Origin of the sequence: Streptomyces sp. NBC_01439, assembly GCF_036227605.1 — a bacterium.
GTDB lineage: Bacteria > Actinomycetota > Actinomycetes > Streptomycetales > Streptomycetaceae > Streptomyces.
On the sequence record NZ_CP109487.1, the window covers coordinates 8,329,138 to 8,341,778 of the forward strand.

Sequence of the window (12,641 nt, forward strand, 5' to 3'; positions counted from 1 at the left end):
GGGTACATTGCGAAGAGGGGAGAGAAGTTCACCCATGAAGGAGCGCGGCACATGAGCACCACCGGCACCACCAGAACCACCGGTACCACCGGTACGACTGCCACGACCGTCGACGTCGATCGCAGCGACGCGGACTACCGGGCCTGGCTGAAGGAGGCCGTCCGCAAGGTCCAGGCCGACGCCAACCGCTCCGCCGACACCCACCTGCTGCGCTTCCCGCTCCCCGAGGCGTGGGGCATCGACCTCTACCTCAAGGACGAGTCCACGCACCCGACGGGCTCCCTCAAGCACCGCCTCGCGCGCTCGCTGTTCCTCTACGCGCTCTGCAACGGCTGGATCCGCCCCGGCCGGCCGGTCATCGAGGCCTCCTCCGGCTCCACCGCCGTCTCCGAGGCGTACTTCGCCAAGCTGATCGGCGTCCCCTTCATCGCCGTCATGCCGCGCACGACCAGCCCGGAGAAGTGCCGCCTCATCGAATTCCACGGCGGCGCGTGCCACTTCGTGGACGACCCGATGAAGATGTACGAGGAGTCGGCCGAGCTCGCCGCCCGAACGGGCGGGCACTACATGGACCAGTTCACGTACGCGGAGCGGGCCACCGACTGGCGCGGCAACAACAACATCGCCGAATCGATGTACCAGCAGCTGCGCTTGGAGCGGTACCCCGAGCCCGCCTGGATCGTGGCGACCGCCGGCACCGGCGGTACCTCGGCGACCATCGCGCGCTACGTGCACTACATGCAGCACGACACCCGCGTCTGCGTGCCCGACCCGGAGAACTCCTGTTTCTTCGACGGCTGGACCAACAACGACCCGGACGCGAGCAGCGATTGCGGCTCGCGCATCGAGGGCATCGGCCGGCCGCGGATGGAGCCGAGCTTCGTGCCCGGGGCCATCGACCGGATGATGAAGGTCCCGGACGCGGCGAGCGTCGCCGCCTGCCGCGCGCTGGAGACGGCCATAGGGCGCAAGGCGGGCGGCTCGACCGGCACCGGCGTGTGGAGCGCCCTGAAGATCATCTCGGAGATGGTGGCGGAGGGTCGCACGGGTAGCGTCGTCACTCTGCTGTGCGACCCGGGCGACCGCTACCTGGACAAGTACTACTCCGACGAGTGGCTGGTGGCGCAGGGGCTCGACATCGCCCCCTACACGAAGACCATCGACACGCTGCTGACGACCGGGGTCTGGCGCGAACCGTCCGCCTGACGGTCCCGCGGGCTGCGCTGCCCCGCTCGCCCGGGTGTTGTTCGCGTGGCGCCGCCGTGACGATGCCGTGACGAAAACGCCCTGGTGGCAATGGGGTTGCCTGGCTACGCTCGGCGGACTCAAATCGGGCGGCCGGGGGGAAACATGGCGGGCATCGAGTACAACAGACCGGAACGGGACGCGCGCGCACGGGCCCAGGTCGGTGCCGGCGACCGACCGCGGGCCGGGGAGCATCCCTCGGTGCCCGACCGACCGCGGTCCGAGCCCCGGGCATCGCATCTGGAGTGTCTTAGCTGCCATCGCTCCGACGAGGTCCGAGCCGTGCCCGCCGTCCGCCTCGGTGGGCAGAGCCGGTTCAGGGAGGAGGCCGGCGGTGGTGACCGGAGCGTCAGCGGCCTCGAGGTCGTCCCGCGGCTGGCCGAAGCGCTGGCCCTGGTCCCGCCCCGTCCGGCGACCGCCGGGCGGACCGCGCTCGGAGTGCTGCTGGTCCCGGTGTCGATCGCCACGTTCCTCGTCGGCTCGCTGGCCGGCAAGTGGTTCGCGGACGGGCCCGGGGCCGAACTCCTGCTCCTGGGCTGGATCTCGGCGTTCGCCCTGCTGGGGGCGATCCTGCTGATCGCCACCTCCGTACGGACCCAGCGGGCGTTCCGGGCGCGGATCGCGGCTGGCCGGGACGCCGCCGAGGAGGTCTGGTCCCGGGGGTGGTGCTGCGCGCGCTGCGCGGTGGTCCACCGCGCCGACGGGCCGGCGATGACCCTGCAGGAGTTCCGCAGGGCCGTCTGGAGTGCGGGCGGCTACGGAGAACTCGCCGAGGTGCACCGCGTGTCCGGCACGACGGCCGCCCCGGCTACTGACCCGCCCCGCGCCGGGCGCCGAGCCGCCGGTCCAAGCTGCGGACCGCCGTGCGGAAGGAGTGGCCCAGGCCCGGGCGGGCGACGGCCAGGCCGAAGCGGAACGGGGCGGGCCCGTCCGCCGCGAAGGTCCAGCGGACGTGCGTGCCGGTACCGGTCGGGGTCAGCCGCCACTCCTCCAACAGGGCCCGAACCCCGGGGACGTTGGCGGTGTCGACCCGGTACGCGTACCGCCGTTCGGGATCCGCGGCCATGACGGTCTCGTGGAAGCGCACCCCGCCCGTCAGCTTGATCTCGCGGCCCGCGCCGCCGTGGGTGGGGCGGGCCAGGGTCACCGCCCCGAACCAGTCGGCCCAGCCCTCCACTTCCTCGGCGAGCGCCTGGTACACGGCCTCGGGGGGCGCCACGGTGGTGGTGGCGAAGACCAGCCGGACCGGCGCGTCGTCGAGGAAGTCGAGCCCCACCGGTCGGAGTCGGCGAGCCATGGGCGGTACCCCCTGGGATGAGGTTCTGGACGGGCGTGCGCGCCACCATAGCCCCGTAGCCGTGAGAAGTCCGTAGCGATCACGACCGATCCTGAGCGAGCGCGTCCGCCCCCGCCCGCCCCTGACCGACCTCGTCCGATCTCCGCCGATCCCCGCGCGGGACCTGTGCAGTGGCCGTGTCGCGCGGGATGCTGGAGCCGCGCCGATCCCGCCCCGCGAGCGGAGGCCGCTGTGCCCGACCGCCCCCAGCCCGACACCTCCCCGCCCCACACCCCGCCCGATGCCCCGCCCCACACCCCGCCCGACACCCCCCTCGCCCTCGAACTCCTGGTCCACGGAGTCGCCGGCGCCGCCCCCGGCGAGCTGCTCGGCGACCCGCGCACCGTCCGGGTCACCGGCGACTCCACCGCCGCAGTCTTCCGCCGCACCGAGGACGCCGACGCCGAGGCCCACCCCGAGCGGTACGCCGGGCGGCCCGTCCCCGAGGCCTACTGCTGGTCCCGGCTCACGTCCGGCAACGGCGCCCGCGCCCTGTGGCTGCTGCTCCTGCCCTTCATGGTGGCCAACCTCGCCCACTGGGCCCGGCCGGCCACCCCCGCCGCCGACCCCGCGCCGCGCGCCGTGCGCACGTACGGGGTCCTCGTGCGGATCCTCGCCCTCAGCCTGACCGTGCTGCTCATCGCCGCCGCCTGCGAGGTCGCGCTCGACCTCCTCGCCTGGCAGTGCGCGGGCTCCGGGACCTGCGCCGGCGCCCGGTTCCGCTCCTGGCTGGGCTTCCTCGCGCCCGGAGGCGGCTGGTGGGCCCAGCCCGGGCGGCGCCTCGCCCTCGGGGCCCTGGTCCCCGCCGCGTTGACCGGGCTGCTCTGGTACCTGTCGAACCGCACCTGGAGCGCCTACGAGTCCCAGCCCCCGCCCGCCGGCGCCGCCGCCCCGGACACCGCCTCGGACCCCGAGCCCGCGCTCGGGCGCCCCGGATTCTGGTACGGCCGCCGCCTCGTGGCCCGGCTGCGCGCCGCACACACCGCCGCCGGGCTGCTCACCGTGGCGGTGGCCGTCTCCGTGCCCACCGCCCGTCACGACCGCCGGGCCGGCGCCCCCGTCCTCGCGGCCCTCGGCACGCTCACCCAGGTCCTGCTCGCCGCCGGTGCCGTCGCCGTGGCCTCGGTCGTGTGCCGGCGCGGCCGTACCGAGGCCCGGCCCGACCACCGGCTCGACCGGGCCGCCGTCACCCTGCTGCCCGGCGCCGCCCTGGTCCTGCTCGCCGCCGTACTCGCGCACGCCTGCTGGTCGCGCCCCGACTGGAACGCCACCGGCCGGCTCCCCGGGGACCTCACCTTCGGCGTGCTCATGCTGGGTCAGGGCCTCTGCGTGCTCGCCCTCGCCGCCGTCGCCCGCCACCTCTACCGCAGGGCCCCCGACCCGGCGACGGCCCTGTACGGCCTCGGCGGGCCCGCCGTCGCCATGCTCGGCTGCGCGCTCGGCGGGGTGATGTCCGGCGGGGTCGCCCAGCGGGTCGCCGACTGGCTGGACGGGGGCGCCACGCCCGGGACGCCCGGCGCCCCGCTGCCCGGGCCGCCCGTGCTGCTGTCCTGGCAGGCCGCCGTACTGCCGCCGCTGCTCCTCGTACTGGCGCTGCTCGCGGGCTGGTTCGCGGTCACCGGAGCCCGGGCGCGGGGCCGGCTCGCCGCCGCCGTGGCCGCCGAGTACCCGGGGGAGACACCGGACCTCGACCGCAGTCGCAGGATCGCCGGGGCGCGGACCGCGGCCGCGCTCACCGACTCCGCACCCTGGTTCGTGGCGGCCGTCTCGGGCATCACCCTGGTGCTCGGCGCGGGCGCGCTGGCCGGAGCCTGGTCCAGCGGAAAGGTCCCGGGCGAGGCGGCGCGCGGGACCGTGCCGCTGCTGGAAACCGCCGCCCGCGCCGCCCAGGACACCGGGTCCTGGCTCATCGGCCTCGGCATCGCCGCCTTCATCGCCTGGGGCCGCCGCGCCTACCGGGACCCCGCCGCCCGCCGGACCATAGGGATCCTGTGGGACGTCGGCACCTTCTGGCCGCGCGCCGCGCACCCCTTCGCACCGCCCTGCTACGCCGAGCGGGCCGTCCCCGACCTGACCTGGCGGATGGCCGGTTGGACCGGCCGCACCGGCGGCCACCTGGTCATGTCCGGCCACTCCCAGGGCAGCGTGCTCGCTGCCGCGGCCGTCTGGCAACTACCGCCGCCCGCCCGCCGCCGGGTCGCCCTGCTCACCTACGGGTCCCCGCTCGGCCGCCTCTACGGCCGCTGGTTCCCCGCCTACTTCGGCCCGGGGCCGCTCACCGCCCTGCACCGCGAGGTCGACTGCTGGCGCAACCTCTGGCGGGCCAGCGACCCCATCGGCGGGCCGGCGCTGCCCGGCGCGGAGCCCGACGTGGACCGCGGCCCGCTCGCCGACCCGCTCGCCTACGGGCGCACTGCCCGCCATCCGCTGCCCGCCCCGATCCTGGGCCACTCCGACTACCAGGCCGACCCGGCCTTCGCTGCCGAACGCGACGCCCTGCTCGCCCGCTTGGACACTGCCGCACGGGCCGAGCTACCGGGTCAGCGGATCGCGGACGTGCTCAGCAAGGAGCGGGCTGGACCGGCAGCGCCGGTAGCGCCGGCAGATCCGCCGGGAACAGCAGGGTGAGCTCGTCCGTACTGGGCTCCGCGAGCTGGGCCACCCGGCCCGCGTGCCGTTCCACCATCGACTCGAAGGTCTGGCGGGCCGTGCGGCCGTTGCCGAAGGCCGGGCCCTTGGGCAGCTCCGTGAAGTACGTCAGCAAGGCCTGCGACGTACCGTCCCCGAGCCGGTACTCGTGCTCCTCCGCCTGCTGCTCCACGATCCGCAGCAGTTCCCCGGGACCGTAGTCGCCGAAGGTGATGGTCCGGGAGAACCGCGAGGCCACCCCCGGATTCACCGTCAGGAACCGCTCCATCTCCGCCGTGTACCCGGCGACGATCACGACCACCGCGTCCCGGTGGTCCTCCATCAGCTTCACCAGCGTGTCGATCGCCTCGCGCCCGAAGTCCCGGCCCGAGTCCTCCGGCGCCAGCGCGTACGCCTCGTCGATGAACAGCACCCCGCCGCGCGCCCGGTCGAAGGCCTCCTGCGTACGGATCGCCGTGGAGCCGATGTGCTCGCCGACCAGGTCCACCCGGGACACCTCGACCAGGTGCCCGCGCTCCAGCACCCCGAGCGAGGCGAGGATCTCCCCGTACAGCCGGGCGACCGTGGTCTTGCCGGTGCCGGGGGAGCCGGTGAAGACCAGGTGCCGGCGCACCGAGGCGGCCTTCAAGCCCGCCTGCTGCCGCCGGCGGCCGACCTCGATCATGTCGGTGAGTGCCCGCACCTCGCGTTTGACGCTGTCCAGGCCCACCAGAGCGTCGAGCCGGCCCAGCATCTCGCCGGACTCCCGCGGGGCGGCGGCCGGCCCGGCCTGCGCCCCGTCCGCGGGCCGCGGTACGGAAGGCGGGGGTGCCTGCGCCGGCCGCGCCGCGGGGCCCTGCGTCCCGCTGGCCGTACGGACGCCCGCCCGCGCACCGGCGGTCGTGCCCCCGGGGGCGGACCGGGCGGCGGGACCAGCGCCGGACCCGTCGCCGGTGCACTCCTCGACGGTCGGCCCGTCCTCGGCGAACTCGTAGCCCCCGCGGGCACAGCGCTCGGTGTGGCAGCGCGTCAGCGTGGTGCGGCAGCCGTCCATGACGTGGAAGCCGAAGCCGGAACTGCTCGTCACCCGGCAGGCCGTGAAGGTGCCCCGGCCGCCCGCCGACACGTAGAAACCGGCCTCGGCGGGGGAGGTGACCGTGCACCGCTCCAGGGTGGGGTCGGCGCCCTTGGTGACGATCACACCGGTCTGCACGGCGTCGATGGTGCAGCCGGCGAGCGTGCCGCTGCTGCCGTGGTCGCGGAACCAGGCCCCGGTCGCCGCCTCGCGGATCCGGCAGTCGTCGAGCTGCGCGGTGGCCCCGTCGCTCACGGAGACGGCGGTGTTGCGCACCTGGGACAGATCGCTGTCGACCACGTCGACCCGCGACCCGCGGTCCAGCACGAACAGCGCGTCCGGTACGTCGTGCACCCGGCAGGAGTCGAGGGAGACCGTGGCCCCGTCACTGATCCACACCGCCGGATAGTCACCCGTACTGTCGTGGATCTCGCAGGACTCGGCGTCCACCCGGGTGCCCGGGTCCCACACGGACAGGCCGTTGCGGCCGAACCGGCGCACGGTGGTGCGGCTGAGGGTGAGCATCGAACGGGACCGCAGATCGACCGCGTTCTCCGGGATGTCGTGGATGTCGCAGCCGGCCAGGGTGAGCACCGCGTCGGTGTCGAGCGTGACCCCGTCGGCGGAGGTGCGGTGCACCGAGCAGTCGGTGAGCCGGGCCGTGGCGCGCGCGGCGATCTGCACCCCGGCGCCCTTGATCTCGTACACCTCGCAGCCCAGAGCTTCCAGCCCCGAGCCCTCGCCCGTGATGCCGATGCCCGCGCCCGTGGCGTGGTGGATCCGGCACCGCTCCAGCCGGGGCCGGCCGCCGCCGCGCACCGAGACGCCGGTCTGTCCGGCGGCCACGACCTCGCACTCCTCGAACACCCCGCCGCCACCTTCCAGTACGGCGATGCCGACGCCGGCCGGATTCTCCACGGTGCACCGTCGCACCAGGGGGCGGGCTCCCGAGCCGCGTACCTCGATGCCGGCGGCGGAGTGGGTGCTCACCCGCAGGTCGGTGAGCTCGGGACAGCCGTCCTCCACCAGCAGTGCGGGCGCCGCCCGGTCCTGGCCCTCCAGATAAAGGTCCTGGACCGCGGCCGAGGCGCGCAGGGTCAGTGCGACCCCGTCGAGCGGGGCGATCCGCACCGACCCCGCCGCGCCCTCGGGCCCGCGCAGGGTGACGGCATGGTCCAGCACCAGGTTCTCGCGGTAGGTGCCGGGGGCGATCGTCAGCACGTCCCCGTCGCCCGCTACGGCGAGCGCAGCGGTCAGCGTCGGATACTCACCGGAGCGGCGCCGCCACCGCGAAGTCCCGCCGTGTGTTACCTGGACCGTGCCCTGAACCATGGTGCTGTCGTGCCCCCACCCTCGTGCTCGCGCTGCCGATACGACCGATGCCACGGAAGTCTGAAGTCACCGCAGCCACCGAAGTTACTGGAGCGACCGATCCGGCCGCTCCACCGTAGCGCGCGCGGAGCCGATGAGCGGCCAGGTCAGCTGCCCGCGCCCGCTCGGCCCCAGTCCGGCCCTGCCGCCGCCCAGGCCCGGTCCAGACGTATGTACCGCTGATGCATGAGCCTTCGTACGACCAGCCGCCGGACCGTCTCCACCAGGGTGGCCACGCAGATCGCGGCGGCCAGCCCCGCCATCCCCGCGTGGAACACGGCCGCGGACGGGTCGAGCGGCTGCCCCACCAGCCGGCCGCGCGCGTCGGTCCAGATCCGGAACCGCTCGCCGGGACGCGGCGGTTCCTCCGCGGCCGGCACCGTGCCCTGGTGGCTGCTGCCGTCCGGCGCGGTCCACGCGGCCACGATCTGCGTACGGTGCGGGGCCGTCCGCTGTGTCGACGCGTCGGCCGAGGCGTTCGCGGAGGCACCCGCAGCCACCGCCGACTCCGGGGCGGGCCGCAGGACCACCGCCGGGACGAGATGGCGCTCCTGCCGCTGCTGGTGCGCGGCCTGCTGAAGGGTACCGTCCACCCGCAGGCCCGCAACCCAGCCGATGGCCGGGGCCACCACCAGGACGCACACCAGCGCGGCGAACGCCACCCACGCCTCGAAGAGGTCGGTCGGCCGCCGCAGCGGATTGCGCCGCCAACGCCACACACCCAATGCTGTCCGCACGGTCCGGCTCCCCCAACTTGTGCCAGTCTCCGCCTGTCTGCGCCTCTGTCCTGACTGATCCAACGGCTTGGTCGTGCCAGTTGGTTCCAGCCCGGGCGCCGAGCCCCTCGAAGGTGTCAATCCGGGCGGCCGGTCGCCGGTCCGCGACCACCCACCTGCCCCAATCGTCCCACCTGCCTCACCTGTTCCGGGAGGGTGTCGGACGCGTCACGCGAGGACCCGGACCTCGTCACCGACGCGCACCGTACCCAGTCGAATCGGTACCAATTGCCGCCCGAACGCGAGCGACCGACCGATCCGCCGGTGCTTGGCCAAAGTTTTCAGGGGCTCCTTGCCCCGCTCGGCCGTCTCCTGGTCGGTGGTGGTGACGACGCACCGGCCGCATTCGCGCACCCCGCGGAAGACGGCATCGCCGATCGCGATGTGGAGCCAGTCGTCCTCCGCCCACGCCTCGGCCCCCGAAACCACCACATTGGGGCGGAAACGATTCATCGGAAGGGGGCCTTCCTCGGGATGGTCCCCCTGGGCGATCAGCGAGTTGAGCGCGTCGAGCGAGGCGAGCGTGGTGATCAGCAGCGGATAGCCGTCGGCCAAGCTCACCATCTCGCCCGGCAGGGCGTAGTCCGGATCCACCGGACGACGTACTGCCGGATCATCCATGTGCACCAGCCGTACCGGCTCCCCGAGGTACGTGCTGAACCAGTCGGCCGCGGTGGTCGCCGCGGCCACGGTCTCGACCTTCTTCCCGAACAACACCACCGGTTCCAGCGGACCCGGCTCGGGCACCTCCACGAACAGCTCCTGCGCTATGCCCGGCGCCGTCACGGCGATCCCGCCGCCGCCCGCGGGACGGGCCGCGGCCAGGGCGAGGCGGGGATGGCGACGCTGGGTGATGACCGTGCCCTCGGGATCGATCAGTGCCCAACGCCGGTCCCCGGACAGACCCCAGGGCTCCACGACCACCTCGTCGGGAGCGGTCCCCGCTACCGATTTGACGGGATGGACGTGGAGCGCCTGCACGTGCAAGTTCGACATGGGGGCATCCTGTCAGCCCTTTTGCCGCCCGCGCCCCAGAGCCCCGTCAGTAGCCGCGCCCCTGGTACGGGCGGCCGTACGGGTCCTCGTACGAGGCGGCCGGCACCGGTGCGGGCACCTGCATCGGGCGCGGCGCGGCCGGGCGCATCGCCTCGTACCCGGTGGCCATGGCGACCGGGCGGGGCTGCTGCGGCTGGGGCTGCTGCACGAATCCGCCGCGGGCCGCCATCGGCTGCTGCTGCGGGATGTACGGGGCGGGCGCCTGCTGCAGCGGCATCGGCTGCGGAGCCGACTGCTGCTGGTACGGGTATCCGTACCCCGAGGTCTGTTGTTGCTGGGGCTGGGCCGGCGGCAACGCGGGCATCGATGACGCGAGAGCCGGCAGATACCCGCCGCTCGAGTATCCGGCACTCGGGGACTCGTAGGCGGCCGGGACGCGGATCGGGGCGATCTGCGGAGTGCCGCGTTCGGCGACGAGGGAGTCGTAGATGGGGGTGTCCGGGAAGGAGGGCGCGGAGTAGTAACCGCCGCCATAAGTGGAGCGGGGGGAGGTCATGGGACCTAAGTTAAGCCCACGACTTCACCGGGTCCATAGCGAGGTGTCGTCAACCCCGCCCTGACCTGCATATTCGCAGGTCAGAGCCTCACCTTTCACTTGACGTTCACGTGCACGATTCGCCACTTCCGCCCCATCTTGTTGGTACTCGTACTCACCGGTTGGGTGTTGCACCGACTTCGTGCTGACGTAGCGTCACAATGCGGTGACCTCGGATGACTGCGCTTCGGGCGGCAGTTCGCCGTTTCAGGCGTCACTGGGGCGGGCATAGGTCCGACCCTTCCAGGACGCCCCGCGGCCCCGGTAGTGCTGCACGGCCGAGTCCACGGTCATCAGGAGGTACAGCAGCGCGGTGAACGGAAGCAGCGGAGCGAGTGCGGCCGGCTGGCGGTAGTACCGGAGCATCGGCACGTAGGTGCCGGCCATCAGCAGCCACGCCAGGCCGCCCGCCCACGCGATGGCCGGACGCCCGGCCGCGAGGCCCGTCAGCAGGGCGGCCGGGGGCACGAGGTAGACGAGCACCAGCCCGGCCACCGTCCCGGCCAGCAGGAGGGGCTGGTGGCGCAGTTGGGCGTAGGCGCTGCGCGAGACCATCCGCCACAGGTCCGCCAGTGCGGGGTACGGGCGCACGCTGTCCACCCGCTCCGCGAGTCCCAGCCAGATCCGACCGCCGGAGCGGTGGACCGCGCGGGCGAGGGACACGTCGTCGATGACCGCCTGGCGGATGGAGTCGGGGATGCCGGCCCGCACGGCGGTCGTGGTGCGCAGCAGTACGCAGCCGCCGGCGGCCGCCGCCGTCCGGGCGGAGGGCCGGTTGATCCGGCGGAAGGGGTAGAGCTGGGCGAAGAAGTACACGAAGGCCGGTACGACGAGGCGTTCCCACGGGTCGACCACGCGCAGGCGGGCCATCTGGGAGACGAGGTCGAGGTCCGCGGAGGTGGCGGCGGCGACCAATTCGCGCAGACTGTCGGGTTCGTGCGCGATGTCGGCGTCGGTGAGCAGGAGGAAATCGGGCTCGGTGGCGTGCGCGGTGCGGGCGATCCCGATGCCGTGCCGGAGCGCCCAGAGCTTGCCCGTCCAGCCGGGGGCGGGGTCGCCGGGGTCGGCGACGGTGAGGGGGAGCCCCGGGTTCTCGCGGGCGAGTCGGCGCGCGAGTTCGCCCGTGCCGTCGGTGCTGCCGTCGTCGACGAGGACCACCTCGGCTTCGCCGGGATAGTCCTGGGCGATCAGCGAGGCCAGGCTCCGCGGCAGTACCTCGGCCTCGTCCCGGGCCGGGACGACGATGGCGACGGACGGCCAGCGGGCGGGGGCGGTGCGCGGGGGGAGGCGGACGTCGGTCCGCCAGAACATGCCCCGGGCGAGGGTGAGCCAGAGCCAGGCGGCGAGGGAGGCGTAGGCCGCGCAGGCGGCGGTGAGGAGGCCCATGTCGGCAGTGTGCCGGGCCCCGGCGAGCCTGTCCCGCACCCGGCCCCCCGGGTGCGGCGGCCTCCCGGCGGGGGTGCGGTGGCCTCCGGCCGGGGTGGTGCGCGTCCCGGTGCGGCGGCATCGTGGTGGGGGTCGGGTGTTCCCCGGTCGGGTGCGGGGGCTCTCGGCCCCGTCGTGACGGCTTCGTTGGGGCTGTGCGCCGGGCTCCGGCCGGGCCGGTGCGCATCCCGCGCCCCGGGTGCGGGTTGGTGTGCCGGGCTCCGGTGGGGGGTGGTGGTCCGTGGGTTGGGGGCCCGTCGTGTGCGGGTGCAGGGCCCCGGCGGGGCGGGGGTCGACTAAGGTGGCCGGGTGAAGATCGCGCTCATGGACTCCGGAATCGGCCTCCTCGCAGCGGCCGCGGCGGTACGGCGGCTGCGGCCGGACGCGGACGTCGTCGTGTCCTCCGACCCCGACGGCATGCCGTGGGGTCCGCGCACCCCCGCCGACCTCACCGGGCGGGCACTCGCCGTTGCCCGGGCCGCCGCCGAGCATCGCCCGGACGCGCTGATCGTCGCCTGCAACACGGCGAGCGTGCACGCCCTGGACACCCTCCGGGCGGAACTGGAGCCGGCCATCCCGGTCATCGGGACCGTTCCGGCGATCAAGCCCGCCGCTGCCGCCGGCGGCCGGGTGGCGATCTGGGCCACCCCCGCCACCACCGGCAGCACCTATCAGCGCGGGCTCATCCGCGACTTCGCCGCCGGGGCCCGGGTCACCGAGGTGCCCTGCCCGGGGCTCGCCGACGCGGTGGAAAAGGCCGACGAGGCCGCCGTAGCGGCCGCCGTCGCCGCGGCCGCCGCGCTGACCCCGGTCGATGTGACCGACGTCGTGCTCGGCTGCACGCACTACGAGCTGGTCGAGGGCGCCATCCGGGCCGCGCTCGCCGCGCGGACCCGGGGGGCGGAGCTGGTCTACCACGGCTCCGCCGAGCCGGTCGCGGTCCAGGCGCTGCGCCGCCTCGGGCTGCGACCTGAGCCCGACCTGCCGCGCACGGGCGCACTGACCGTGCTGCGCAGCGGGCGCGAGGGGACCCTGCCCGCCGCCGCGCTCGCGTACCCCGAAGGCAGGCTGCTCGCGGGCCAGGGCGCGCCCGTCGGCTGACGGAGTCGGCCGCCCGGCGGCCCGGCTCATCGAGTGATCACTCCTGACGAGACGAATCGTCTTGCATGCGAACCGAACCTGCCCTACGGTTGA

General features: G+C 74.3%; 9 protein-coding genes. 3 read left to right on the forward strand and 6 right to left on the reverse strand.

Translation table 11 applies throughout. From position 1 onward, the window contains the following. The first annotated feature begins 51 nt into the window (after window positions 1-51). Window positions 52-1,206 carry a PLP-dependent cysteine synthase family protein gene (locus tag OG207_RS37860; protein WP_329105280.1) on the forward strand — a complete coding sequence of 385 codons (1,155 nt, stop codon included), beginning with the start codon at window positions 52-54 and terminating at the stop codon, window positions 1,204-1,206. An 847-nt stretch (window positions 1,207-2,053) separates the two neighbouring features. Here the strand turns inward: OG207_RS37860 and OG207_RS37865 are convergent. Continuing rightward, window positions 2,054-2,542 (reverse strand): SRPBCC family protein, encoded by a 489-nt coding sequence (locus tag OG207_RS37865; RefSeq protein ID WP_329105282.1) that lies wholly within the window; start codon window positions 2,540-2,542, stop codon window positions 2,054-2,056. Between the two features lie 231 nt (window positions 2,543-2,773). On the opposite strand from OG207_RS37865, the gene OG207_RS37870 reads away from it, so the two are divergent. Then, a complete protein-coding gene (locus OG207_RS37870; protein WP_443072829.1) occupies window positions 2,774-5,209 on the forward strand; it encodes a hypothetical protein in 2,436 nt (811 codons plus the stop codon). Here the strand turns inward: OG207_RS37870 and OG207_RS37875 are convergent. From OG207_RS37875 to OG207_RS37895, 5 genes are all read right to left on the reverse strand, one after another. Beyond that, window positions 5,142-7,616 (reverse strand): right-handed parallel beta-helix repeat-containing protein, encoded by a 2,475-nt coding sequence (locus tag OG207_RS37875; protein WP_329105284.1) that lies wholly within the window; start codon window positions 7,614-7,616, stop codon window positions 5,142-5,144. The two genes, OG207_RS37870 and OG207_RS37875, sit on opposite strands and share 68 nt — an antisense overlap. Before the next feature lie 146 nt (window positions 7,617-7,762). Continuing rightward, entirely contained in the window at window positions 7,763-8,392 is a 630-nt protein-coding gene (locus OG207_RS37880) for an Rv1733c family protein (protein ID WP_329105286.1), read from the reverse strand. Between the two features lie 207 nt (window positions 8,393-8,599). Then, window positions 8,600-9,427: an MOSC domain-containing protein gene (locus OG207_RS37885; RefSeq protein ID WP_329105288.1), complete on the reverse strand. Its 828-nt coding sequence runs from the start codon at window positions 9,425-9,427 to the stop codon at window positions 8,600-8,602. A 46-nt stretch (window positions 9,428-9,473) separates the two neighbouring features. Further along, the gene (locus OG207_RS37890; protein ID WP_329105290.1) at window positions 9,474-9,983 is read right to left on the reverse strand and encodes a DUF6643 family protein; all 510 of its coding nucleotides are present in this window, start codon (window positions 9,981-9,983) and stop codon (window positions 9,474-9,476) included. 246 nt (window positions 9,984-10,229) lie between these two features. Next, a complete protein-coding gene (locus OG207_RS37895) occupies window positions 10,230-11,408 on the reverse strand; it encodes a glycosyltransferase (RefSeq protein ID WP_329105292.1) in 1,179 nt (392 codons plus the stop codon). Window positions 11,409-11,756: 348 nt separating this feature from the next. Here OG207_RS37895 and OG207_RS37900 point away from each other — a divergent pair, with 348 nt between their 5' ends. Next, window positions 11,757-12,548: a glutamate racemase gene (locus OG207_RS37900; protein ID WP_329105294.1), complete on the forward strand. Its 792-nt coding sequence runs from the start codon at window positions 11,757-11,759 to the stop codon at window positions 12,546-12,548. The last annotated feature ends 93 nt before the right edge of the window (window positions 12,549-12,641 follow it).

Bases quoted from the DNA above. Each gene is read 5' to 3' on its own strand.
- OG207_RS37860 (WP_329105280.1), top strand. From the start codon at position 52: ATGAGCACCACCGGCACCACCAGAACCACCGGTACCACCGGTACGACT.
- OG207_RS37895 (WP_329105292.1), bottom strand. From the start codon at position 11,408: ATGGGCCTCCTCACCGCCGCCTGCGCGGCCTACGCCTCCCTCGCCGCC.
- OG207_RS37890 (WP_329105290.1), bottom strand. From the start codon at position 9,983: ATGACCTCCCCCCGCTCCACTTATGGCGGCGGTTACTACTCCGCGCCC.
- OG207_RS37885 (WP_329105288.1), bottom strand. From the start codon at position 9,427: ATGTCGAACTTGCACGTGCAGGCGCTCCACGTCCATCCCGTCAAATCG.
- OG207_RS37865 (WP_329105282.1), bottom strand. From the start codon at position 2,542: ATGGCTCGCCGACTCCGACCGGTGGGGCTCGACTTCCTCGACGACGCG.
- OG207_RS37875 (WP_329105284.1), bottom strand. From the start codon at position 7,616: ATGGTTCAGGGCACGGTCCAGGTAACACACGGCGGGACTTCGCGGTGG.